Raw genomic sequence first — 23,379 nt, 5'->3', positions numbered from 1 at the left:
AAGCCTGATCGGCCTGGGCGATCCCTGGAGTGGGGCGCAGGTGCCCTACGCGCTCACGGCCCAGTTCCGCAGCAGTTGCATGTCCTTGACCACGATCACTCTGCGGGCCGTCTCCACCGCGCCGGCGTCGCGCAGACGCTGCAGCCCGGTGATCACCGCGTTGCGTGTCACCCCGATCGCCTGGGCGATCTCCTCCTGGCTCAGGCCGGTCAGCCGTACGACACCCGACGTGGTGCCGGAGGCATTGAGCTCGACCAGCCTCAGAAGGGCTCGGGCGAGCCGGACGATCAGCGGCAGCGTCAGCAGCTCGGTGCGGTGTATGTCCGACTCCCGCAGCCGGGACAGGGCCTGACGCATCAGATCCATGATGAGTCCGTGATCCTCGACGAAACGGCGGAACCGTTCGGCCTCCAGCACGACAGCCGTACAAGGGGTGAGCGCCACGACTTCCGCCGTCCGCGGGGTGTCGTGGAAGACGGAAACCTCTCCCAGCAGGTCACCCGGCCCCCGGAAGGCCAGCCAGGTCACGACTCCGTCCGGTTCCCGTCGGACGACCTTGGCGAGGCCGGCGGTGAGGGCCAGCAAGTGCGTGCCCGTAGAACCTTGCCTCAGCATCACACTGCGTTCGCGAAAGGCGCGGGTCGGCCCCTGGCCCCGGAGATCGTGCCATGCCTTGTCCGACAGCACCTGTTGCCCTTCCCCGCCGCGCTCCTGCCTGCCCTGAGTTCTACGCTGCCGCGACCGCCTCCACTGCCGACCCGGCGACTGTGTCCGATAAGCGCCGTTGCCCGGGTCGGCACCGAGCGGCGTGCTCCGGCCGGTCCCGTGGCCCCCGGCCGGTCGGGATGGTGCCACCTGCGGCCTGGACGGCGATGCTGTCCGCCACGGTGATGATGTGTCGGGCGCGCAGTTCCGGGTCCGCGCCGGAGGCCCCGATGCTGAAATAGCCCATGGCCGATACCCCGTCCCGCCCCGGTTCGCCCGCGTCCCACGACACCGACCTGATCATCGTCGGAGGTGGACCGGCCGGCTGCGCCGCTGCCCGCATGGCCGCCGGCGTCGGCATGCGCTCGGTCCTGATCGAGCCGGACACCCTGTGTCGCAACCTCTACCGGATCGGGGCCCTGAACAACGTCCTCGGCGGTCACACCGCCGGCCCCGCGCTCGCCGACGCCATCACCGCCGAGCTGAGGAGCACAGAGCTGTGCCGTCCGGAACTCGGCCGCCACGTCGTCGAACTCCGCGCCGGTGACGACCACGTCGCCGTCACCCTGGACACCGGTGCGCACCTGACCGCCCCGTACGCGGTCGTCGCCACCGGTGTCGGCCCCCTCCAGCCCCGCGACGTCCCCTGGATCACCGCGCCCAGCGGCCTCGTCCTGCCCCCGCTCTGGCAGGCCGGCGCGGACGACGCCGAGGGCCGCACTCTCCTCGTCCTCGGCGGTGACCGCCTGATCGGCACCTTTCTGCGCGCCCACCCGGACACCGACGTCCGCCTGCTCGTGGCCTACCCGGCGGCGGACGCGTACAAGACCGAGGAGATCCGCGGCGACCTACGCGTCACCCTCCTGCCCGTGGAGCACCTGACCCTGCGCCTCTCCGGAGGGGGCGCGGCATCAGCGGACGTGGTGAGCCAGGGCGGAGCACGGCGCCCGGTCACCGCGGACGCCGCCTACCTCAGCATCGGGAACGCGCCCACCGCCCCGCCCGGAGACCTTGTCCGAGGCGCCGACGGCTACTGTCCTCCGGCCGACCAGCACCCCCGCGTCATCGTGGCCGGAGACCTGCGCTCCGCCCGCTTCCAGCGGATCATGACCGCCATGGGCTCCGGCAGCGAGGCCGCGCTGCGCGCCTACTACGCGGCTCGGGACCTTCCGTCGGCGCCCGGTTGAGCAGTGCGTGTCGTACGGCCGCTCTCGGCACGGTCGGTGCGCGGAACGTCGCGCCGTCGCAGGGCCGGTCCCGGAGGCAGCCGCCGCGACGCCGCGTCCGGCTACGCCTTGCGGAGGCGGCCGATGATGCCGTTGAGGTCGCGATCGAAGAACCCGGGGTCGACCTTGTGGCCGCCCGCCCTCTCGTGCGACTCGTGCTGGATGCCCGCCCTGTCGAGGAAACCGCGGAACTCCCGCTGGGTTTCGAGCACACCGACCTCGTTGAACGTGTCCCAGAAGGTCGGCTCGGGGCTGGTGCCGGCGACCATGAAGACCCGCTTGCCCCGGTAGCTCTCGAGCCGCTCGATCGGGTTGTCCGCGGTGACCCGCGCCTGGTCCCAGAACGGCGCGCCGTAGACCGTGCCGCCGCCCAGTTCGACGGCCGCGGACGAGGCGTTGGCCCAGTGCACGACCGCGCCGTTCACTCCGGCGACGGGGCCTCGCAGGCTGGCCGGACCGGAGTGGGAGCTCACCGAGGCGAAGTGGCCCCAGTATTTGGCCGCGTACTTCAGCGCGCCGAAGCCGCCCATCGAGAAGCCGGAGACGGCGCGGCCGTCGAATTCGGCGTACGTCCGGAAGTTCGCGTCGATCCAGGGGATCAGCTGCTCGATGTGGAAGTGCTCCCAGTTACGGGCGCCGACGTTGGTGCTGACCGGATTGGAGTACCAGCCCGCGCGTCCGCCGTCGGGCATCACCACGATGACCGGCTTACCGGCGGTCGCCGGACGGATGCCCCAGCGGTCCCAGGAGATGAAGTCCTGCTCGCCGCCGTGAAGGAGGTAGAGGACGGGATACGTGCGACCGCTCGAGTGGTAGTCGTCGGGGAGCAGGACGTTGACGGCAGGGGACCAGCCGCCGATCGCAGCGGTCTGGAACCGGTAGTACCACATGCGGGGGTCGCTCTCCATGCGGTCCACGATGTGCAGACCGAAGCCGTCACCGGCGGTGGCGCCCCGGGCGGCCGCGCCCGCCGACGAGGCCGAAGCGACGACGCCCGCGCTGCCGAGAGTCACGGCCGCGGAGACTCCGCCGACGGCCTTGAGAAGGTTTCTGCGGGTGGTGCGGTGCTGCTCGCTCAACTTTTCCTCCTGGTCGGGGAACTGTTCCGGTGAGTGGTGGCGTCGGGGATTCCGCCCGCTCGGAAGCTAGCCGCCCGACGTTCACGGCGGCATCCGGAACGATCCGGAGTGACAGAGCTCTCGGGCCCTGGTGGGCTGGGTCGGTGACGGGGGAGGGCTTCCGTACCGGAAGGGGCCGGAGCGGAGTCGCCGCTACGACGAGGCCGGCGCGGAGCCGTGGTCAGCACGAGGGGGCAGGTGACGGCACCGGGAAACCTCGGGCCGGCCATCCGCCCGCACAGCGGGCAGCCAGGCGGCGTCCCGCGCGGAGCCGCTCGGGAGACGGACACGGATCCACTCGGACGACTGCCGGTCCGCCTCGTCGATGATGGGAGTCCCTTGCACGATGCCGCAGTCGGCTGTGAGGACGTCACCGTGCCACACACGGGTCGGCACCACGTTGTCGGCGGTGTAGGGACCCCAGGGATCGATCGCCAGCCCGAGACTGCAGTCGGGGTCCCGCTCCGCCGCTTCCTGGCACGCGAGTTCGGCGTTGAACACCGTGATCTCCACGGGGCCGGCCAGGTCGCCGGGCGGCCCGGTGTACCACCACCCTCCCGCGGTCGCGGCGCACACCGCACCGGTCGCGAGGAGGCCACGGACACCGCGTCGCCGACGTGGCGCGGGTCGCCTCCCCGCGCGGTCGGTGACGGTCGGCCCCGCGGCGATACGGGAGAGCAGGCTCTCGGCCGTGTGCGCGGCACGTGCCGCATGGGTCGGGGCCAGGCAGTCAGCGATCAGCGTATGCCAGAACGGCGGCACCGCACCGTCCGTACGCAGCCGTGCCCGCCCTTCGGCGTACTCCTGTACGGCGGCGGCACGCGCCATCGGGGTGGCGCCGGGAAACGGCGAGACGCCCGAGGCGAACACCTCGTGCATCAGGACGCCCAGTGCCCAGATGTCGGTGCTCGGCCGGGACTCGACTCCACGTTCGCCGATCGGAGCCCTCCGGCGCTCCGGCGGAAGGTAGTCCATGGTTCCCATCGGTGGCGCATAGCCGTGGGTGCCGGTGAGTTCAGCGGCCAGGCCGAAATCGGAGAGCTTGACGGAACCGTCGTCCATGAGCAGGACGTTCTCCGGTTTGAGGTCCCCGTGCACCCAACCGCTGCGGTGCAGATGCGCCACGCCCTCGCAGACGCCCGTGACCAGGCGTGCGCCTTCCGCTTCGGCGACTCCCCTGCCGAGGACATCCCGGAGACTGCACGCGGCCCGTTCCATGATCAGCACGATCGTCCCGTCGAGCGAGGGTCGGTCGGGTTCGCTGAGCACGACGAAGTCCAGCAGGCGGATCAGCCTCGGATGGCCGGTACCGCCTCCGAGTTCGACCTCCCGGCGTGCGGACTCCGCGACGCCGCGAGCCTGGCGCGGTGCGAGACCGGCGGTCGGAAGGAACTTGAGCGCGACCTCCTCGGGACCTGCCGGACGGCCGCCACCGTGGCGGTCGCGGGCACCGCCACTGACGCGGCGTCCCGCGTAGACGTCGGCCCAGCCCCCTGCCCCGATCGGCTCGGTGACCTCCCAGTCGAGGACGCGGTAGCCACGCGGGAGCGGCTCCGTACCGTCACGTCCGGCTGTGCCCGCCGGGCCGGACAGCGCCATCACTCCGGGCCACGGGTCGCCTCGACGCGACTGCCCGGTCATGGCGTGTTCCACTCCCGGGGGGCGGCCCCCGCCCGCCGCGGCAGCAGCGCCAGGTGCTCCTCCCGGACGAGCCAGAAACGCAGCACGAGTCCGACGAGCGCCTCCCGCTTGCCGTTGCGGCGCGCTCCCGTACGGGGCCCGCGCTCCGCCGGATCACCGATCCGCATCTTCTCGTCGGCCAGGTAGTCGATGTGTGAACTGACGGCCCTGGCCGTCAGGTGGCGGCAGGCGTCGTGATCCCGCAGCCGTTCGACGATCTGAGGTGTCGTGGGCACCGCGACCGATGATTCGTCGCGCAGGCGCGGTTCGCAGAGCGCCACCAGTACGAGGAAGTAGAGCGAGGTCTCGTCCAAGGAGTAGGCCGCGACGGTGCGACTCCCCCACTGGCCGTCCGATCCGTCCCCGGGCAGGTAGACATGGTCCGGGGCGAACACGTGGAAGGCGACGGCGGTGTTGCCGCGTGCGGGCAGCAGGACTCGGGAGAACTCGAAGGGGATGGGCGCCCCGGCGCGCCTGGGCGGCACTCTCAGGTACTCCCCAGCACCCTCCGGGTTCTCGACCAGGTAGCTCTGGCTCGTGCTGTGATTGCTCAGCTGCCAGTGGTCGTCCGTCACGCGGATCTCCCCCGCCAGCCGGGAGATCGCCGCGTCTTCGAGGCGGAGTTCGACCGGGGCCCCCGCCGAGCCCCGTCCGAAGCGCGCCGTCTCTCCCGGGCCCAGCCGCAACGTCATGGGGCCACCGCACGGCTCGCCCCCGCCGCTCCGCGGTGGCAGATGAACCACGATGCCGCTCACTTTCTCCCCCTCGTCCGGTCGCCGCGCAGACACCGGTGTGTCTGCGCGATCTGGCACGCGTCCCGGCAACTCCGTGAGGACACGCGGTGAGAACACGCACCGAGTCTGCCCGCCGACTCAATAGGCACAGAAGGTATTTCTGGAAGAAGTGCCTAGTTTTTCAGCCATCTCCGACGCGGATCGAGGCCCGTGACCGCCCCGATCCGTCGCGGTGCCGGTCGGTGCGGTGCTCCGGACGAAGCGGACATCGGGGGTAGATGCCGGAGTGGACGGGAAGCCGGTCCGCATCGAGGACCCGGTGCTTCCGGGCGGCAGAGGGAGCGCCCCGGTCCACGTGCCCGGTCGGGGCAGTGGCCCGAGCTGGACAGGCGCGTTCTTCCTGGGTGTTGCTCAGCCTGCCTGTATCTCGTCCACTTGTGCGGCGAGGTCAGCGGTGTCTTCGGACGGCGGTGCCTCGATGGTCGCCGGCTGGTTGACGTCGAGGAAGGTGAAGGTCAGGTCGAGGGGTTCGCCGTCGATGATCTCGAGCGCCTTGTCCTCACGGCTCCGCGTGGCGTACGTGTCTCCCCGCATGCGGAACTGCCTGGCGTGGTTGTTGTCGCCGATCCACAGATCCACCGTGAGCGTGCCCTTGATGCGCATCGCTATGAACTGATCAAGCCTGTCGATCTGGCGTTCCCGAGCCGCCGTGCTCACGGCGGCGTCACGGGCGGCGCCGATGCCGGTCATGGTGACCGTTCCTCTGTAGTGAGTGGTCCGGGTGCCGTCGATCGTCTCCGTCCCGATGCTCCGCACGTCCTTGGAAGCGGTCAGGAACGTGGACTGCACGGCTGGGTTGCCTTCGATCTGACGCGGCAGTACGCCGTAGGACTGGTTGTCCGCCGTGCCGCGTCCCCATACAGCCGAGTCGGCGGAGAGCCAGCTCTTGCCGTCCAGCTTCTCGACGTCGATCGCACTCCCGCCCACGTACATCACTTCGTCGACGAAGCGGACCTCCAGTTGGCCGTCTCCACCCTGGTCGATCGCGTTCAACTTCATACCCATGGTCAGGGGTTCCGAGTTCATGGATGCCTCGGCCTCCAGACGGCCCTTGTCCGGTACGGTCCCGGCGACCCGGTAGTGGAGCGACGTGATGCGCTCGGAGTTCGCCGCCGCCTTCTCCACGGCCGTCGCGGGCGACAACCTGGGCGAGCCCTGATGCGGAGACGGAGAGCTACTTGCCGAGCCCCCTCCGCAGGCAACTGTTCCCCCAGCGAGCAGCACAGCGGCGAAGGCCGCGCAGGTCACTCTGAGCGGTACACGACCACGCGATGACATCGCCATAATTCCCCCGCGATCAAGGTGACCGGCCCGTGCCAAGGCCGTGAGCGTATCCCGGCGTGTGTCCAGTGATCCGCTGGGTTCTGGTGGGCCATCAGGTCATGCTGAAGGAGGTGGCACGGAAGTTCACCGATGCCATCGGCCGAAGAGACGTGGCTGAACCGACTGGCCGACGAGTTCCAGCCTGAGGGGGCAGTCCCGCTCGGAGAGACGGTCAGGACCCGTGCAGGCCGACTGCGATCACCAACGTCGAAGGGCCCACCGCAAGCGGTGGGCCCTTCGACGTATTGCCTGGTGAGAGCAGTGGTGGAGGATACGAGATTCGAACTCGTGAGGGGTCGCACCCAACACGCTTTCCGACTGTTCGTGCGGAGGTCCGGCTGGGTTCGCAGAAGTTCTGACCTGGGGCCCAGTGGTATGTGATCGCTTGGACGGACCCGCCTGAACGCCCATGACCGCAACCCTCGGCGGGGTGCGGACGCCGCGCAGTGACGAGGCCCGCCGCTCAGGCGACGGACCGTGATCGGTTCGACGAAGGGCCCCTCACCCAGGGACCGCCAGTCCGTGATCGTGGCTCTGTCCCACCGGCCGAGGCAGGCGCGGACGCGGCGAAACTGTGGGAGCCGTCCGGGCTGGGGGCGGGTTTGGTGGCCGCGATGTCGAGCAGCCGCTCAGAAGTCGTGGCGTCGGCGCCTGTGGGCGGCGAGGGCCAAGGCGGAGCCCGGAGCGATCACCTCGCTGGTGCCACCCTCCGGCTGCGCCATGGCGTGAACCTGCCTCAGCCGGTCCAGACGACCGGGCTGTCGCTGTACGTGTCGCCCTCGTCGAACTCGGCGCCGGTGACGGGCGCGGTCTTCGTGGCGGTGAGCGAGCAGGTCTCGTACGACGCGCCCTTGGTGGTGAACTCGCGGGGCGCGCTCTCCCTGTCGCACTTGCCCGGGATGTCGCCCATCAGAATGACGCCCGTGCCCGCGCCGCCTTCCAGCACACCGTCGAGCTTCAGCGAGGCGTACGACAGGTCGGTGCCGCCGACGTTCTCCACCTTCATCTTGATGAAGTAGGGCGTCATTCCCTTCGCCTTGTCGCCGAAGGCGTCCATGTCGGCCTCGGCGCCCTTCTCGATCGCCGTGACGGTCACCGCGATGGTGCCCTTCTTGTCACTCGTGTACTCGAACGGCAGAACGGCCCGGTCGCCGACCTTGAGCTTCGTGCCCGGCGCGGTGGCGTCGCCCTCGGCCGGAGCGGCACCGCCGTCGGCCGGGCTCTCGCTGCTCGGTTCGGACGAGGCCGGGGCCGACGTGGAGGCGGACGCCGACGGAGATTCCTTCGCCGCCGACTCGCCGTCGTCGCCGTTGCAGGCCGAAAGGCCGAGGCTCATGGCGACCACAGAGGCCGCGAGAACGATGCGTCGCTTGTGCACTGTTTCCTCGCTGATATGAAGGCTGCCTGATAGGGCAGCCTTGAGCTTTCTATTCGTCCGAGAATGGAGGCCCGTGATACGGCTCGGGGGGCTTCCCCGGTAGCCGTAGCCGCCTCTCCTGCCAGGTCCCTCGCGGCGATGTCGTCTCCCCGCCGCCGCCTGCGAATCCGCCGAGCCGACAGGCGCCTTAGGACAGTCCAGAAACGTCACCGGATATCGCTCGGCCGGTCCGGTCAGAGCGTGGACGGGTTGCTGCAGTCGTTCAGCAGCGCACCACGGTCGTAATAGTGCGGCCACCGCATCTTCCCTCGCGTCTGGGGGCCGTAGACTCCGTCCGCGCTGCCGGCGAGTTCGAACTCGTTGATCTGCAGCCATCTCACCGCCTCGACCGTGTCGGTGCCGTAGATGCCGTCGATACCATCGGAGTTGATTTTCCTGGCGGCCCAGGTGCCGGGGTAGCACATGGTGATGGCCTGCTGAAGGGCCTTGACCGCTGAGGAAGAGCCCTCGCGGTAGCCCATGTAGCAGGAGATTCCATTGCCCGAACGAGCTGGGATCTTGTACTCGTTCTTCCCGCCGAGAGTGGGAACGTCACGCCATGAGGTGGTGTTGCAGGGACCGTAGGCGGCGTGGGCCGGTGTAGTCATCACCGGGCTGGCCGTCAGGCCGGCGGCAACAAGGAGAGACAGAGTCCCCAGCGCTCCGATCCGCATGCGGAGCGGCATGGAGGCTCGTTGCATGATTCGACCCTTCTGGTTCGTGGTTTCATTTCGGACAAGACGTTCTTCACGAACCCTCACGGGGCTTCGTGGACATCTCTCATATTTCGCAAGGTATGCGGAATCTGCCTCAGGTCTGGCGTGCCCGAAAAAGAGCCCGGGCTCCTCCTCGTGTTGGTCTCGGAGACGCCCTGCTGCTCGGGAGCCGCCCGCATCCGGCCGGTTCTGCACCGAGCATGCGGGAGCGGCGCGGCGGTCGGCTACAGCTGCCGCGGAAGTGGCCCCGTCCCGGGACGTCCCGCATCCCGGCCTGCGGAGATGCCGAACGCCAAGTCCCCGCGGCGGGACCCACGGCGCAGGAGAGGCGACCGGTTCCGCATCCGGGCGGAGGCCCGCCGGGCTGTCGCACGGACGCCCTCTCTCTGTGGCCCGTGACGCTGATGCAGAATGAGACCGACGTATGGAGGCCGCGCCTGCGGTCCGGAACGTGATGGGAAGAGCGTGCCCCGCTGGAAGGAACTGCCCGCGGAACTGCCCCCGCCCGCCCGTCAGCTGATCGTCCGGCTGCGCGGGCTGAAGGACCGCAGCGACCTCAGCTCGCGGCAACTGGCCGCGCGGACCGGATACAGCGCGAAGTCGTGGCAGAGGTACCTGAACGGTAGGTCCCTGCCGCCGCAGGAGGCCGTGGCGGCGATGTCCCGGGTATGCGGCGAGGATCCGGTTCACCTGCTGGCGCTTCACGAGATCGCCACCGAACGCTGGTGGGAGGGACGGCAGCCCGCCGCCCGGGTGCCCGAGAGCCTGCCCGCAGCTCCGGCACAGGTCTCCGGGGAGCGGCAGCCGTACGGGCGCCACCTGCGCGCCGCGCTCACCGCGGCGGCCTTGGTCACCGTCCTGTCCGCCTCCGCGGCTCTCCTGCTGGCCGTGCGGCTCACCGAGGCCCGTGCCCAGCTCGCCCACCAGCGCGACGCCACCGCCGCGACCGCGCCGGCCACCGTGTCGGAGACTCTGGTCCCGGTCATCTACGCCTGCCGCCTGGAGAGACACGACGGCCGCTGGCACGCGGGGTTGAGCCCGACCGCGGACGTGCTCCTCTCCAACACCCAGGTGGGCCTCGAAGTGGCCGAGGCCCAGTGTCTGCTGCGCCGGGCGGGTACCGTTCCGGGGGACATCGACGGTGTTTTCGGCCCGAAGACCCGACGAGCGGTCGAGCACCTGCAGAAGAGGAACGGGCTGATCGTGAACGGAGTCATCGACCCGCCGACCTGGAATGCCCTGCGTGAGGCAGATCCGACGTGACCCCGGAACATGCCCGGCTGGTCGCGGCGTTGCGGGAACTGCGGGCCGGTGCGGGGGTGAGCCTGGCCGCACTGGCGGAGCGGACGGCGTACAGCAAGTCCTCGTGGGAGCGCTACCTCAACGGCAAGGCCCTGCCTCCACGCCAGGCCGTACAGGAGCTGTGCCGTCTCGCGAACCAACCGCAGGGGCGGCTGCTGGCCCTCTGGGAGATTGCCGAGTCGCGCTGGAGCGGTCGCTCGGTGGCCACCCCCCAGCCCGCTTCGTCCTCTTCGACAGAAGGGCCGCCGCCGCAGCCCGCGGAGGCCGCCACGACCGAAGGGCCTCGACGACTCCTTGGGCGTTCCAGACTCCTGGTACTGCTGGCGTCGGCCTACAGCGTGATCGTCGGCGGTGTCGCCGTCGTGCTGCTCTTCCTGTTGCCGGACCCGGAGGCGCCCAGGGACGAATCGTCGCCCGCCTCCGTCCCCTTCTCCTTCGCTCCGCTGTGCCATGGGGCCGCCTGCGAAGGGCGGGATCCGATGCGCTTGATCTGTGGCATCGGCCCCGACACCCTCGCCACGCACCGCACCGCGACCGGCGCGCACGTCGAACTGCGGCACAGCAAGAAGTGCGGGGCGAGCTGGGTACGGACCTGGGGGACCGAGATCGGCGACCGGGTGGATGTCACGGCAGACGGCCCGACCCACAGCGTGCGCATCGGCAATGCGGAGGACGCGGCGACCTTCGTCTACACCGGGATGACCGAGGCCACCCCCGGCGGCACCGTCCGGGCCTGCTTCCGGCCGGCGTCGGCCGGCGGCGAGCGGGAGTGCTTCGAGGCCCGTGTGACCGAGCTCTCTGCCAGGACCCCCTCGCCCTCGGCGTAGTCGGGCTTCGGCGGGGGCGGAGCCCGACCGGGGCGCGTCAGCATGCAGCGGCTCGATGACGACGCCGAAGGCCGGCACGATGGCCACGGTCGGTGAGGGACGACACCGCCCCCGGTCCGGTACCGGCACGTGACGGGCGGCATCCTCGCCGACGTGGCCCAGCGGGTCGGACGGGCTCATCTGCGAAGCCGCCAACGAGTCCGAAGGCAGCGGCGCGGAGGGCTCCGGAGGGTCTCGTCGAGACTACGAACGTCGAAGGGCCCGGTGAGCAACGGCGGAGGATACGAGATTCGAACGCGTGAGGGGTTGCCCCCAACACGCTTTCCACATGTTCGCCTGGGGGCCAGTGGTGGCCGCAAGCGCCCTGAACTGCAACGGAGTGCACGGGGTGTTCTTGCGCCGCGCTGAATTCCCGTCGGGAGACGCTCGTGGCGCAGCTGGACAGGCCCACGTCACGGACCGACAGCTACATGAGCTCGGCGCGTGCGTGATTCGACCTCCACTGCGACTCCGCTCGACAGGCGTGAGAGACGAGCGCGGTTGGAGGCCCCAGAGTTGGAACCTCAGCACCATCCGGACCACGGCCGTCGTCGCCCTCGCACCCTCCTCCTGATCAAGTTGCAAAAGGATCCTTGAGAAGCGTCCGGACCACCCGCCGCTTCAACTGCTCGTCGGTGAGGCTCTCCACCGAGCGCCACGCGGCGTCCGCGACCTCTTCGGCCTGCAGTTCGCCGATGTCGGCGGTCGTACGGAAGAGGAAGCGGAAGTCGAAGTGCTGGTGGGCGGGCTCGTCCTTGACAGGGTTGGCGTCGATGGGGTGGACGTCGATGTGCAGTGGGATCTCGCTGTGCGGGGTGACGACGTAGGGCGGGATGCCGGTCTCCTCGGCGAGCTCACGGCCGGCGGCCTGAAGGAGCGTGTTGTCCGAGGGCTCGATGTGGCCGCCGGGCAGCAGCCACTTGCCGGTGGCGCTGTGGAGGATGTGCAGGACGCGGCCGTCGCGGCCGACGAGGATCACGCCGGCGGTGACGTGTCCCGGCAGGGTCTTGCGACTGGTGAGGTCGCCGTCGTCGTCGAGGAGGCCCTGGACGACGGCGATCTTGCGCTTGTCCTCGGGGCGCTGGTCGAGGTAGGCGTTGACGGTGGCGCGGATGTGCTGGGCCGTGATGGGCATGTTGATCACCTGTTGAAGTAGGAGAGCCAGGTCGCCGCGATGGCCTCGCGGTCAGGTGCGGAGACTTCATGGATGCCAGGGGTGAGGTCCCCGCGGGCGAGCATCCTGATCGCGGCGAGGATCTCGGCCTGGATCAGGAAGATGAACGGTCCGACGCTCGCGCCGTGGATGAAGTTGACGGCATTGCCACCGTTCGCCAGATAGAAGTAATGGCCAGTGGTCTGGTAGCGGGTGACGTGGTCGCCGACGACCGTGCGGGTGTAGACGTCCGGCAGACCGGCGAGGTCGAGCTCGTCCTCGCTGGAGGTGACGGTGGCGACGTAGGCACCGTTGCGCAGGTGGGAGAAATCTTCGCCGCGCAGGGAGACCGCGCCGGTGGCGCAGAGCACCAGGCCGGCACCCGTGAGAGCGGTCTCGCGGTCGCGGGCGACGGTGAAACCCTGGGACAGGGCCTGAGTACGTCGGACGGGGTCGATGTCGAAGACGGTGACCTGGACGCCCTTGGCGTGCAGGAGCCTGGCGATGGAGGAGCCGAGCTTGCCGAAGCCGATCACCAGGGCGGGGCGGCCGTGGAGGATGTCGCCGCGGCCGCGCATGACGGCCTCGGTGGAGAACACCACGGACTGGCCGACGAGGAAGTCCTCGGGATCCTTGAGCGGGGAGCGGGCCACCGAGACCACAGGGCAGGGCAGCTTGTCGAGGGCGTCGTAGCGGCGGTGGCCGTTCTCGGTGTCCTCGACGACGCCGATCAGACGGCCGGTGAAGCGGCTGTGGAGGTCGGTGAGGGTGGGGGCGAAGTAGCCGCCGACGTCGAGGAGAGAGATGGGTTCTCCGGCGGCCCGGGATTCGAAGTAATTTAGCGCGGTGTCTGGGTCGGTGAACAGTTCGCGGGTCAGGGTGTCGACGGCGACGGTCCGCTCGGTCTCGCGCTGGGCAGCCGGGTGGATGGATTTCGGCTTCGGCAGCACCGCCGTGAGCCGGGTCATCGCGGCAACGGCGCGGACGAATGCGGGGCGCTCGAACAGTAGATGGGTGATGAGGATCGACGAGGTCTGCTCGTCGGAAGCGAACTGGGCGGCGATCCGAGCGAAGTATGCATCCAGCTTGGCGCGTTCGAAGGTTTCCATGGCAGTTGCCTCTCATCCGTATAACCGGGGCCGTGCAGGGAGTTCCAGGGGTCAGCGGCTGCGGGCAAGCCCGAACACCAGCCGGTCGGCCCCGCTTGCGTTATCCAGGTAGGTGTCGAGCTGAGCGGCGCCGGCGGGCTGCGACAGCGGTTCCAGACCGAGCAGGAGAACGGCTGTGCCAGTGCGGGCGACCAGCGCGGTCCAGTCGGGGCGGCTCGGTAGCCGCAGCCTGCGGGAGGCGCTTGGGAAGTGCAGAAACACATGGCCGCCGATGATCTGCAGGCAGTGACCGGCGTCCGGGACCACGTCCGCCGCCCGGCCCAGGCCGCCGATGCTGTCCGCGAGACGCCGCATGCGGGCTTCGGGCGGGCCAGCATTGTCGGGGAGAACAGAGGCAGACCCAGGGGCGATCAGGATGTGGGTGATCTCGCTGCCGTCCGGACCGGTCCCCTGGCCAGCTCCATGCGGCGAGCGAGACCAGCAGCCGAAGCTCGGGACTGGTCGGAGTGAGGATGCTGCTCACGTGGTCGTCCCTCCTGCGGTCTTGAAGCAGGACCAAACGATCTTTCCAAGTGGTGTTCGGTCCTGTACTCCCCAGCCGTCGGCGAGCGCGGCTACCAGGACCAGACCGCGTCCGGACACGTCGGTGTCGGCGGCCTGGCGAGTCTCAGGGCGCCGACGGCGGCTGTCGTGCACCTCCAGGCGTACGACGTTGTCCTCGGCGTCAAGGCGGACCAGGAATCCGCGGTCGGAGACAGTGCCGTGGACCAGCGCGTTGGTTGCCAGTTCGGAGACGCAGAGGCGGATGTCGTCGATCCGTTCCGCGATGTCCCATCCGGCCAGGGTGGTGGAGGCGAATTCCCTGGCCTGTCGCACGGATTCGGGATGGGCCTCGAAGAAGCGCTGCACCGATTCGATCATTGCTGTCCTCATGACTCGGTCTCCAGGAGGCGGGTGATTCCCGGGCTGTGCGGCGGGATGCCGTGGTGGAGGTGGCTGGCCGCGCATGCGCGGCGGGACCGGCGTACCAGGAGAAGCCGGGAGCCGGCCGCCTCGATCCGCCGACCGCGTTCAGCGGCTATCGCCTTCGGGCCAAGGTGTGATGCGGCCGGGGCGAGTACGCCGTAGACGTCCGGCAAGGCCAACACGTCCAGCAGGCCGGTGAAGGCCGCCGAGCCGGGGCCGGCACTCGACTCACGTTCGGTGAAGACGCCGGACAGTTCCAGTTCGTGACTGCGGCAGTATTCGGCGAGCGAGGCGACCAGTGCCTCCTGCCGGGCTTCGGAGACCCGCACCAGCCGCAGAAAGCCGTAGACGACAGGCCCGCTGACCAGGCGATGTTCCGTGAGGGGTTCCATGCGGGGACCGTCCAAAGGGGCGACAGTGGTGACGATCCTGAGCATGGATGTCCCCGAACTCCGGACCAATCACCTGCCGTTCTACTTCCGTTCCACTTTCGTCCCGCCGCCCGCACGCGTCTGCTTCGATGACAGTGGAAGGGAGTGAGGCGTGGCAACCGTGCACCACTGGACCGGGTTGGAGGCCAGGGCACTGCGTCTCGCCCTGCGCTTGAGCGTGCGGGCCTTTGCCGAGCACCTCGGCGTAGCCGTCGCGACGGTCTCGAAGTGGGAGAGCAAGCGCGCCGAAACCGAGCCCAGACCCGACACCCAGGCCATCCTCGACACCGCCCTCGGACGCTCGGACGCCGCCGCCCACCTGCGCTTCGAGACGCTCCTGTCGGAGATGGCCAGCACCGTGCAAGAAGCCGGACTGCGCGTCACCCCCGCCGGCCCCCGAGCCTGGGAATACGAATCGTGGGCGGACGACCTGGACCGCGTCGTGGTCGCGCTCTCCCGTCAGAACTGCACCTTCGCCGACAGCCTGCTCAGCCGCTGGTTGGTGCGGTTCGACGCCCGAAAACTGGACGAAAAGGGCCTGTACCTTTTCGCCCGTTCGACCGCGCTGCTCGGTGACCTCAAACGCGACCAAGGCTCTGTGCTCGGCCCACTCTCCGCGCAGCACTCCTACGCCGGGGCTCGCGCGGTCTTCATCCAGCTCGACATCCCGCGTCGCGTCGCCCAGCTCGACCTTTCCCTCGCGGTGGTCACGGAAATGTCCGGCAAGCTAGAGATCGCCGCCCGCCAATACGAAACCCTCGCGGTCGACGACCGGCTCTCCCGCCGGGACCGCGCCAGGGCCCGCCTGTGGGTGGGTACGGCGCTCAGCAAGAACGGTCGCCACGACTACGCGACCCGCGTCATGCAGTCCGCGACCCGCGATTTCGAAGACCTCACCGAACCCGACGACTGGTCGGTCGCCCATCAGAAACTCGCCCTCGCCCGCCGTGGTGCCGGCGACCTCACCCAGGCCCTGCACTTCATCGACATCGCACGCAGCAGCGGGGCCGCGGACTCTCCGATGCAACGTGTACGGCTGGACACCGCTCATGGTCACATCCTGCTCTCCGACGCGGCGACCCGGGATGATGGACTCCCCGTCCTCGATCAGGCCGCCCGCACTGCCGCGCAGTACGGACTCGTGCACCAACTACGCAGTATCGAGGGCATCAAGGCCATGAGCGCGGGGCCGGCCGGCCGGCCCCCGGCGACGGTGACCAGGGAGAGACGCGTGAGCGACAACCAGCAGGCCATCACCGAGGACCAGTGGCACCGGGCCGCGCTGATCTGGGACTACCACCAGATGCACCACCAGCTGCGGCCCGTCGACGTGGCAATCGGGCTGGGCAGCCACGACCTCGGCGTCGCCACCCACTCCGTCGAGCTCTACCGCGCCGGGCTGTTCCCGACCCTGGTCTTCACCGGCGGCAACAGCCCCACCACCGCCAAGGTCTTCCCGCGCGGCGAGGCCGTCCACTTCCGCGAGCACGCCATCAACCTAGGCGTCCCCGCCGAGGCGATCCTGCTGGAACCGGAGGCCGGTAACACCGGGCAGAACATCACCCTCTCCCGAGAGGTCCTCGCCGCCGCCGGCATCACCCCGACGACGGTGCTTCTGGTCTCCAAGCCCTACATGGAACGGCGGTCGTTCGCGACCGCCCGCAAGCTGTGGCCCGACGTCGAGATCATCTGCGCGTCGGAGCCGCTGGAGTTCGACGACTACGTGAAGTCCATCGGCGACGAGAAGCTCGTCCTAGACATGCTCGTCGGCGATCTCCAGCGGGTCATCGAGTATCCGAAGCTCGGATTCGCCATCGAGCTGGAGGTCCCGGAGGACGTGCATGGAGCGTACGAGTCCCTCATCCATGAGGGTTTCACCAGGCGTCTCATCACTTCTTGACTGCACCTCAGTCGGCGGACTGTGTGCGATTCACCAGCCCAATCCGTTATCAAGGCTGACTCGCCTGGCGTTTGCTGCGGACTGTTGGGGCGCCCTGGACTCAACCAACCCGCCCACCAGATGTGGGCCACGTTGACGGGGTCAGTGTCCTGAGCTACGCCGCAGTCGTTAACTGCGCTGAGTCCTGATGCACGGGGATGGCAGGTGAAACACCGAGCAGCTCTGCTCTCACCTCATCCGTGAACGGACATCGCCCCACGAACCGGCCGTTCTGAGGAGACCTCGCGTGATCCCGCCTGTCCCGACCAGTGCCCCACTCGCTCCGCCCGTGTCTACTCCCGCTGGGCATCGGCCGGCATGGCGTACTGCGGCCTTGCTGGGAGTCTGGACAGCCGTCGTCGCCGGAGCTTCCTCCGGTATGACTTTCGTCGCAGTCGGTACAGACGATGATCGCAACGCCGTCTATTCAAGCGGCAGTTCACCGGTGTGGCAGGACACGCGTACCTTTCCTGACGATGATGGGCAGAACTCTGCTCCGGCCCCGAGTGCCTCCCCCATGGCCAAGAGCTACGCCATGGGGGAGAAGGCCAAGAGCGGCAGCGTGACCGTTGTCGTGAAAGAGGTCCGTGAGTCCGAAACCGCAGCTATCGACAAGTATGGCGAGGCCAGGACGCTCAAGGCCGGGGCGGGGGCGAAGTACGTCGTTGTGGAAACCATCGTCTACAACGACGGTGCTGACTCCTTCGACCCTGTATGCGGCGGGGGAATTTCCCAGGGACTCATCGATACCGACGGCCGTACCTTCGATGCCATCGCAGACCAGCACTTGTTCAAGGGAAATGATGAAGCTTGCACCGGAGAGGAGACCCAGCCCGGGTTCAAGCAGGACGCTGTCTTCGTCTACAAGCTGCCCGCCCAGACGAGCCCCGCGCAATGGACGTTCTCCGGCACCAGGGGAGCTACCGAGGACGGCCTTGCTTCGGTGGAGATCACCAGTACTACCGCCAGTTGACAGGTCACCGGCCAGAAAGGCTCAGGCGCGCTCTGCGTTCCTACGGGCGTCGCTGCGTGCTGACTATCCGTACGTAGATCCGTACGCAGTCGTCGTCACCGGCGTTGGCCCCCTCCAGTCCCGAGACGCCCCTGGATCACCGCCCCCCCCCGCGGTCTCACCCCGCCCCCCGCTCTGGCAGGCCGACGCCGTGCCGCACTCTCTTCGTCCTCGGTGGTGACCGCCCGATCGGCGATTTCCTGCGCGCCTACCGGGACACCGACACCCGCCTGCTCATCGTGCATCCGGCTGCGGACGTGTGCAAGGTCGAGGTGATCCGAGACGACCCTCGCGTCACGGTCCTGTCCGCCGAACGCCTGACCCTGAACCCCTCCGAAGGGGATGCAGTTACAGCGGACGTGGTGAGCCAGGACGGTGCACGGTCATCGCAGACGCCGCGTACCCGAGCTTCGCCGAACGCGCCCGCGCTGCGCGTCCACTACGTGGCCCGAGACCTTCCACTGCTCTCCTGACCCCTGGAAGGGGCAGCAGTGTGGGCGGCTCGGCGGCTCACGGGTGGCTGAGTGCCCGTGGACAGCACGCTCAGGACCACCAACGTCGAAGGGCCCCGCAGCAAGCTGCGGGGCCCTTCGACATATTGCCCGGTGAGAGCAATGGCGGAGGATACGAGATTCGAACTCGTGAGGGGTTGCCCCCAACACGCTTTCCACATGTTCGTCCGACGGTTCGGAGTGAGGCGGGGCTGTTCTGACCTGGGACGGAGCCGGACGTCGGGCGGATGGTGAACGGCACCGGACGGGCGTGAATGAGACCAGAACTGAGACCGGAACGCCGGTCATACCTTCTTGACGACGATCGACCCCGGGACCAGCCTCTCCAGGTCGTCCACGTCCGAGGTGAAGACGGTGACCTGCCCCTTCTGCCGGCGCGCGACGACGGCGAGTATTGCGTCGATCGCGTACTTGTGGCCGTGCAGCTTGGCGTCTGCCAGCAGGCGGCGGGCCTGCCGGGCCTCGTCCTTCCCGATGTCGGCGACTTCGAGCCGGGAGAGTACCCAGTCCCAGCGCTGCTCCGTGGTTCTGCCGTCGTACGCCTCGACCAGCGTCATCGGAGACGTGACGACCTCGGCTTCACCCCGGGCTGCGAGGTCGAGCCACGCGATCATCTTCCGGTCGCCGCGTACGGCCAGGGACAGGGCTTCGCAGTCGAGTACGAAGACGCGTAGCGGCCGCTGCCCGGGTTCGCCGGACCGCTTCCTCACGCGGCTTCTCCGGCGCCGTGCGCTCCGGTGGCGCGCCGGCGCTCATGCTCGGCGTCGAGGCCCTCCAACTCCTCGAACGCCGTGGTGCGCTCGTCCCCGGTGAGAGGACCGTGTTCCTCCTGCAGCCAGTCCGACAGCTCCCGCAGCCGGTCCCGGTCGCGCTTGAAGCGCAGCGCCTCGGCGACGTACGCCGACATCCCCCGTTCTGCCGCCTCCGCACGGATCTCGTCCAGGAGATCCTCGGGAATCGTCACCGTTACCTTCTTCGTCGCCATATAAGCGACCATACTCTTGGTATCGCGCTCCTTACCAGTGCAGTGCTCGTGACCGCCAGGTCGGCGGTCAGGCGGTCGTGGCGGGACGTGGGCTGCCGTAGAAAACCTGGCTGGTGTGCCAGGAACGGTGGGCGGCGGCGATGGGGCGGACGCCCGGCTGGGGGCCGATGAGCGGACGGCCGGCGAGCGTGATGACGTGCTCGCGGGCGGCGGTGCTGTGGCCGACGAAGCTCTGCGAGACCAGGATGCGGTGGCCCTTGCCATGGCCTTCGCCGAGACCGAGTACGCCTTTGTCGAACAGCTTGTGGTGCAGCGAGCACAGGCACAGCCCGTTCTCGACGTCGTCCGGTCCGTCGAACGCCCACCAGCGCACATGGGCGGCCTCAAGCCCGACCGGCACCGCGCCGATCCTGCCGTCGTACCCGCAGAAGGCGCACTGGTACTCGTACGCCGTCAGGACCATCTCCCGCATCCGCCGGTCCCGCTGCCTGCGCGCGGCCGAGAGCAGTGCGGTCTCGGCCTCCTCCAGCTCCAGGCCGACGGCTTCGCACAGCTCGCCGTGGAGGGAGGGCGGGAAGTTCAGATCGAGCAGCACCCGTGTCATCCGGCCGAGAAGAGACGGCTCCCGCCGCAGCGCCGCCCTCAGCTCCGGCGTCAGCCGCCCAGCGGCGCCGGTTGCGCGCAGTTCCCTGACCCCGGTCCCGGGGCTGCCCGGCCCGCGCTCGGTGCGCACCTCCCACACGCCGTCACCCACCAAGTGATGGAAGGGATAGGCGGGCGTCGTCCGGTTACCAGGACCGTATTCGGCGAGCAGTCCCCGCAGGTCCTCCTCCACGGCGCTGTACCGCAGCTCGTCATCGGCGTCCTGCTGGAACCGGCTGAGCGCGTACAGGAACAGCAACGGCTTGTGCGGAGCCCGCGTCCCGCTCCTCGTCCACTGCCTCAACCGTGCGGTGCGCTCGACCCAGTCCATGGTCGGCGATCGTAGTGGCGGCTCGTCGCAGCGCTTGGTCGTGGGGCATCGCCGCAGTGGCCGGCCGAACACCGAGCCACGACGCGGATCCCGGCTACCCGGGCATGACGCCGTGGATGCGGGAGAGGGTGAAGACCCGTTCGTCGTCGCGCAGGTGGCACCACGCATACAAGTAGGGCGGGTCGAGCACGAGCTCGCTGAGGGTACGTACGGTCCGGTTGCCCGAGGCGGCGACGTACTCGACCGTGATGGCTGTGCCGGCGTCGATGGCATGGGCGAGCTGGCGGACATCGCTGTACGCCAGGTTCTTCGCGCATCCGGCGACGATCTCCTCGGTGTCCGTGCCGTACGGGACCCCGGTGCCGAACGGGTCGGGAGCCGGAAGTATCGGCGGGGCGGCCCGCAGCCTGGCGGCCAGCGTGCTCAGGTCGACTGTCACCGGAGTCACCGTCGGCACGGAACGCCGCCGCTGGCCTGGGAGCGGGGGAGGGGGCGGGACCGGTGCGTCGGCGCGTCGGCGCCGGGTCTTTTCGACGCGTACGGTTCCGTCGGCCCTCTCGGCAACGGGGGCGTAGCCGGCGGCCCGGAGCGTGGCGAGGGTCTTGTCGAGTGGGGTCCGGCTGACCAGCACGGTCGGTGCCAGCAAGCGCAGGCCGAGGGCGGCGAGCTTTCTGTGCGTGACGAGCTCGGCGAGGAGAGCGGGTTCTTCGCTGTGGATCACACAGGCAGCGGGGGTGATGCGCACACGGCCGTGAGTGCGTGCGGAGTCGTTGATCAGGTACGACAGAGACTGGGGGAGGGCGCCGACCGCGACGGCTCTCAGGTCTGCCGCGATGGCATCCGCCGTGCGGCCCGTGTCCAGGGCACGGCGAACGGTTGTGGGGCTGAACCGCCACACCGATGCCGTGCCACCGGCTTCCTTGTCAGCGACGGTGTCCAGTAGTGCGGCGAGGCGGGCGGACGGTGTGCCGGTGACGACGGCGGTGAGGTCCGCGCCGAAACGGGCTGCCCTGGTGGCCGTCGGCAGCAGCCGCTCACAGGCGGCGGACAGCGCTTCGGCGTCGTCGGTCCGCAGAGCGGCACCGATGGGGGACAGGGCGCCGCGGGCGACGACCCCGAGCAGTTCCGCTTCCCGGATCGCGGTCGCGAAAGGCGTGGTGTCCTGGGGGAGCTGCTCGGCGAGCGAGCGATGCCAGGCGACCAGCGGCCCCAGTTCCGCGGACCTGTGCACTCCCCGGTCCGCCGGGAGCTGCGCCGCGGCGGCGAGGAGCCCCTCCCGGGCCTGTAGACAGCCGCCGCAGGGCGGTGTTCCGGCGAGCGCGGGCAGCGCCTTGCCGTCCTCGCCGCGCGCCTGGGCCGGAGTCAGCGGAAGCGTCCGCCAGGCGTGGAGAAGCGCCGTGAGCTGCTCCGCCGGTTCTCGTTCCGCCCAGGTGTCGTATCCGTCCGTTGCCGCGACCTGGTCGCCGTCCCGGGCCAGCAGCCCGGCGTCGTACGCCGTCTCCAGAACAAGGCGTACGACGATGTCGTCGCACTGTGCCGCCTTGCTGATCCGGGACAACTCACGTGCTCCGACCCCGCCGGACTTCAGCAGGACCGGCGGAGCCGCGGAGCACGTCGCCAGAACCGACGCGGCATGTGCGGCGAACGCCGTGGCGGCGGCCGCCGCCTCCCGGTCCACTTCCGCCGAGGTGACGGACACCGTCCGCACGACGGGCGGGACGGGCTCGAAGGGGGCGCGCCAGCCGGCTCCGCGCAGTGCGAGCGCCACCTCGGCGGGCATGCGTGTGGATCCGTACCCGGAGTGCCGGTCCTGGACCAGCAGTCCCCGCTCCAGTGCCCATCGCACATTCGGCTCGGAGTCGGTCGGCGGGGTCCTGAACATGAGGAAATGCGCCTGTGATTGAGCCTGTTCACCCCGGTGAGAGGCTCGCCGCTCAAGCAGATCCCGGGTGGACGAAGGTGCCGAAGCGATCACCGCGACCACCCGCTCCGGATCGCTGTGGTGTTCCAGGAGGGCCGTCAGCCGATGCTTCTTGGTGGTGCCGGGTGACGGGATGCCCAGGGCCACCAGCATGCGGCGCAGTTCCTCGGAGGTCGTGTCCGCCAGTAGCCGGGTGAGCGGGGCGTCCAGCCCCAGCGGCGAGTCCCACGCCTGCTGCAACGGCGCCGCCATGCGCAGCAGCCCTTCGCCGTCCGGCCAGACGAGTGCGCGGTCGGCCAGCGCCTCCAAAGCCACGCCCAGCCCGCGAGCGCTCTCCGTTCCGGTCACATCCACCAGATCGGCCAGGGCGGCACATGGAACGGGCCCCAATGCCGCCAGTGTCTCGGCTACCTGCAGGTGTGGCAGCGAGAGTCCGGTCAGCACCGGGGCCACCGACGCGGGGCGCTGAAGGCGGTCCGCGAGTTCGCCGAACGATCGTGGTTCCGGCGGGGACACGGCATCCGGGCGAGCTGCAAGGACCCGCTCAAGCCGGTCGACTTCCAGATCACTCAGCCACGCGGCCAGAGTTGATCCACTGGGCTTGCCGATGGTGACACCTCACAAAGACGAGTGCCGGTGGTCTCCGACCGGAATCGGTCCTGCACAGACCCAGAATGGCGGATCGCGGGGGACGCTTGCGTCCTGAGTCGGCAGAAACCCGCTTCTGAGTGAAGGCGATGTCCTGTGACTCGACCCGGCGACGGCAAGTAGGCGGAATGAAGTGTCTCTTATGTCGGAAATGGATGAGACCAGAACTGAGACCATCAACGTCGAAGGCCCCCGCAGCAAGCTGCGGGGGCCTTCGACGTATTGCCCGGTGAGAGCAATGGCGGAGGATACGAGATTCGAACTCGTGAGGGGTTGCCCCCAACACGCTTTCCAAGCGTGCGCCCTAGGCCACTAGGCGAATCCTCCGCCGCAAACAATACAAGACGTTGGAGGGTGCTCGCGAACACGTTCCCCCGAGATCGTTCCGGACCGTCCTCGGGAGGGATGGAGCCGCGGAGCGGGTGGACGGCGGGGGGCAGGGATCGGCTAAGGTGGGCGTCAGCCCCTCACGTGGCGCTATCTGACTGAACTCCCCCAGGGCCGGAAGGCAGCAAGGGTAGGTTGGCTCTGGCGGGTGCGTGGGGGGCCCTTGTGTGTCCGGGGTGTGGTGTTCCGCCGGGTG

Annotated in this window: 21 protein-coding genes, 1 tRNA gene, 1 other RNA gene and 1 pseudogene; 7 read left to right on the top strand and 17 right to left on the bottom strand. The window is 69.2% G+C overall.

Annotated features, from left to right (window positions below; translation table 11 throughout):
• Positions 1–45 precede the first annotated feature (45 nt).
• On the bottom strand, positions 46–687 hold the full coding sequence (locus ABT001_RS06630) for a Crp/Fnr family transcriptional regulator (RefSeq protein ID WP_351273280.1): 642 nt from the start codon (positions 685–687) through the stop codon (positions 46–48).
• A 263-nt stretch (positions 688–950) separates the two neighbouring features.
• Here ABT001_RS06630 and ABT001_RS06625 point away from each other — a divergent pair, with 263 nt between their 5' ends.
• Positions 951–1,892: an FAD-dependent oxidoreductase gene (locus ABT001_RS06625; protein ID WP_351273278.1), complete on the top strand. Its 942-nt coding sequence runs from the start codon at positions 951–953 to the stop codon at positions 1,890–1,892.
• Between the two features lie 101 nt (positions 1,893–1,993).
• Here ABT001_RS06625 and ABT001_RS06620 read toward each other — a convergent pair whose 3' ends face one another.
• From ABT001_RS06620 to ABT001_RS06595, 6 genes are all read right to left on the bottom strand, one after another.
• Complete coding sequence (locus tag ABT001_RS06620) at positions 1,994–3,010, bottom strand: alpha/beta hydrolase (RefSeq protein ID WP_351273275.1); 1,017 nt, start codon at positions 3,008–3,010, stop codon at positions 1,994–1,996.
• Between the two features lie 192 nt (positions 3,011–3,202).
• The gene (locus tag ABT001_RS06615) at positions 3,203–4,690 is read right to left on the bottom strand and encodes a serine/threonine-protein kinase (RefSeq protein WP_502967431.1); all 1,488 of its coding nucleotides are present in this window, start codon (positions 4,688–4,690) and stop codon (positions 3,203–3,205) included.
• Positions 4,687–5,484 (bottom strand): serine/threonine protein kinase, encoded by a 798-nt coding sequence (locus tag ABT001_RS06610; protein WP_351273272.1) that lies wholly within the window; start codon positions 5,482–5,484, stop codon positions 4,687–4,689. The genes ABT001_RS06615 and ABT001_RS06610 overlap by 4 nt, the downstream gene beginning before the upstream one ends.
• A 390-nt stretch (positions 5,485–5,874) precedes the next feature.
• The gene (locus ABT001_RS06605; protein ID WP_502967435.1) at positions 5,875–6,801 is read right to left on the bottom strand and encodes an SCO4651 family lipoprotein; all 927 of its coding nucleotides are present in this window, start codon (positions 6,799–6,801) and stop codon (positions 5,875–5,877) included.
• A 781-nt stretch (positions 6,802–7,582) separates the two neighbouring features.
• Complete coding sequence (locus tag ABT001_RS06600) at positions 7,583–8,224, bottom strand: hypothetical protein (RefSeq protein ID WP_502967430.1); 642 nt, start codon at positions 8,222–8,224, stop codon at positions 7,583–7,585.
• Positions 8,225–8,457: 233 nt separating this feature from the next.
• Positions 8,458–8,964, bottom strand: a complete 507-nt coding sequence (locus tag ABT001_RS06595) for a peptidoglycan-binding domain-containing protein (protein WP_351273267.1) — start codon at positions 8,962–8,964, stop codon at positions 8,458–8,460.
• A 480-nt stretch (positions 8,965–9,444) separates the two neighbouring features.
• Between ABT001_RS06595 and ABT001_RS06590 the strand changes: the two genes are divergently transcribed.
• Entirely contained in the window at positions 9,445–10,242 is a 798-nt protein-coding gene (locus ABT001_RS06590) for a peptidoglycan-binding protein (protein WP_351273264.1), read from the top strand.
• Positions 10,239–11,108, top strand: a complete 870-nt coding sequence (locus tag ABT001_RS06585; RefSeq protein WP_351273262.1) for a helix-turn-helix domain-containing protein — start codon at positions 10,239–10,241, stop codon at positions 11,106–11,108. The genes ABT001_RS06590 and ABT001_RS06585 overlap by 4 nt, the downstream gene beginning before the upstream one ends.
• Positions 11,109–11,721: 613 nt before the next feature.
• On the opposite strand, the gene ABT001_RS06580 is transcribed toward ABT001_RS06585, so the two are convergent.
• The 5 genes from ABT001_RS06580 to ABT001_RS06560 all read right to left on the bottom strand — a co-directional run bounded on the left by ABT001_RS06580 (position 11,722) and on the right by ABT001_RS06560 (position 14,767).
• Entirely contained in the window at positions 11,722–12,282 is a 561-nt protein-coding gene (locus ABT001_RS06580) for an NUDIX hydrolase (RefSeq protein WP_351273259.1), read from the bottom strand.
• Between the two features lie 5 nt (positions 12,283–12,287).
• Positions 12,288–13,409: an adenosylhomocysteinase gene (locus ABT001_RS06575; protein ID WP_351273256.1), complete on the bottom strand. Its 1,122-nt coding sequence runs from the start codon at positions 13,407–13,409 to the stop codon at positions 12,288–12,290.
• 51 nt (positions 13,410–13,460) lie between these two features.
• Positions 13,461–13,763 carry a hypothetical protein gene (locus ABT001_RS06570; RefSeq protein ID WP_351273254.1) on the bottom strand — a complete coding sequence of 101 codons (303 nt, stop codon included), beginning with the start codon at positions 13,761–13,763 and terminating at the stop codon, positions 13,461–13,463.
• A 165-nt stretch (positions 13,764–13,928) separates the two neighbouring features.
• Positions 13,929–14,330 (bottom strand): ATP-binding protein, encoded by a 402-nt coding sequence (locus ABT001_RS06565; protein WP_351273652.1) that lies wholly within the window; start codon positions 14,328–14,330, stop codon positions 13,929–13,931.
• 8 nt (positions 14,331–14,338) lie between these two features.
• Complete coding sequence (locus tag ABT001_RS06560) at positions 14,339–14,767, bottom strand: hypothetical protein (protein ID WP_351273252.1); 429 nt, start codon at positions 14,765–14,767, stop codon at positions 14,339–14,341.
• 151 nt (positions 14,768–14,918) lie between these two features.
• Between ABT001_RS06560 and ABT001_RS06555 the strand changes: the two are divergent.
• The 3 genes and pseudogenes from ABT001_RS06555 to ABT001_RS06545 form a co-directional block, all read left to right on the top strand.
• Positions 14,919–16,004 (top strand): annotated as a pseudogene (locus tag ABT001_RS06555) (helix-turn-helix domain-containing protein); the annotation flags it as partial.
• Positions 16,005–16,037: 33 nt separating this feature from the next.
• Positions 16,038–16,706: a YdcF family protein gene (locus tag ABT001_RS06550; RefSeq protein ID WP_351273649.1), complete on the top strand. Its 669-nt coding sequence runs from the start codon at positions 16,038–16,040 to the stop codon at positions 16,704–16,706.
• 418 nt (positions 16,707–17,124) lie between these two features.
• Positions 17,125–17,718 carry a hypothetical protein gene (locus ABT001_RS06545; protein WP_351273249.1) on the top strand — a complete coding sequence of 198 codons (594 nt, stop codon included), beginning with the start codon at positions 17,125–17,127 and terminating at the stop codon, positions 17,716–17,718.
• An 835-nt stretch (positions 17,719–18,553) separates the two neighbouring features.
• Here ABT001_RS06545 and ABT001_RS06540 read toward each other — a convergent pair.
• The 5 genes from ABT001_RS06540 to ABT001_RS06520 form a co-directional block, all read right to left on the bottom strand.
• On the bottom strand, positions 18,554–18,979 hold the full coding sequence (locus ABT001_RS06540) for a type II toxin-antitoxin system VapC family toxin (RefSeq protein WP_351273246.1): 426 nt from the start codon (positions 18,977–18,979) through the stop codon (positions 18,554–18,556).
• Complete coding sequence (locus tag ABT001_RS06535; protein WP_351273245.1) at positions 18,976–19,254, bottom strand: CopG family transcriptional regulator; 279 nt, start codon at positions 19,252–19,254, stop codon at positions 18,976–18,978. The genes ABT001_RS06540 and ABT001_RS06535 overlap by 4 nt, the downstream gene beginning before the upstream one ends.
• A 67-nt stretch (positions 19,255–19,321) precedes the next feature.
• A complete protein-coding gene (locus ABT001_RS06530; protein ID WP_351273243.1) occupies positions 19,322–20,227 on the bottom strand; it encodes a phosphorothioated DNA-binding restriction endonuclease in 906 nt (301 codons plus the stop codon).
• A 94-nt stretch (positions 20,228–20,321) separates the two neighbouring features.
• Positions 20,322–22,757, bottom strand: coding sequence for a WYL domain-containing protein (locus ABT001_RS06525; protein ID WP_502967434.1), 2,436 nt, complete (start codon positions 22,755–22,757; stop codon positions 20,322–20,324).
• A gap of 278 nt (positions 22,758–23,035) precedes the next feature.
• Positions 23,036–23,123, bottom strand: a tRNA-Ser gene (locus ABT001_RS06520).
• Between the two features lie 132 nt (positions 23,124–23,255).
• Here ABT001_RS06520 and ffs point away from each other — a divergent pair.
• An RNA gene (gene ffs / locus ABT001_RS06515) (signal recognition particle sRNA small type) lies at positions 23,256–23,350 on the top strand.
• Positions 23,351–23,379: the final 29 nt, after the last annotated feature.

Origin of the sequence: Streptomyces sp. NPDC002793 (genome assembly GCF_040295485.1) — a bacterium.
Classification (GTDB): Bacteria; Actinomycetota; Actinomycetes; order Streptomycetales; family Streptomycetaceae; genus Streptomyces.
This window is presented reverse-complemented; position numbering and strand designations above follow the sequence as displayed.